The sequence below is a fragment of the Cobetia sp. SIMBA_158 genome (assembly GCF_046566945.1).
Classification (GTDB): domain Bacteria; phylum Pseudomonadota; class Gammaproteobacteria; order Pseudomonadales; family Halomonadaceae; genus Cobetia; species Cobetia amphilecti.
Genome location: NZ_JAWJYL010000752.1, coordinates 1 through 252, shown reverse-complemented (window position 1 = coordinate 252; position 252 = coordinate 1). Strand labels below are relative to the sequence as shown.

General features: G+C 70.6%; 1 pseudogene. It reads right to left on the bottom strand.

From position 1 onward, the window contains the following. A pseudogene (locus R2R70_RS21815) lies at positions 1-252 on the bottom strand (diaminopimelate decarboxylase); the annotation flags it as partial.

Here is a 252-nt window from a genome sequence, read left to right as displayed (position 1 = left end):
CGTGAACACGTCGCCGGACTCGCACAACGGGCCGGCGATCGCGATGTCGACGAGCGGGCGGCCGGCCGGCAGCGTGCCGTCCGGCGCGTGCACCGACACCGCGTGGTAGCTGCCGTACATCGACGGACGCATCAGGTCGTTGAAACCCGCGTCGATCAGCACGAAGTCGTGCTGCGGCCGGCGGTTCACGGCCTGCACTTCGGTGACGAGCGTGCCGGCCTCGGCGACGAGGAAGCGGCCCGGTTCGATCTC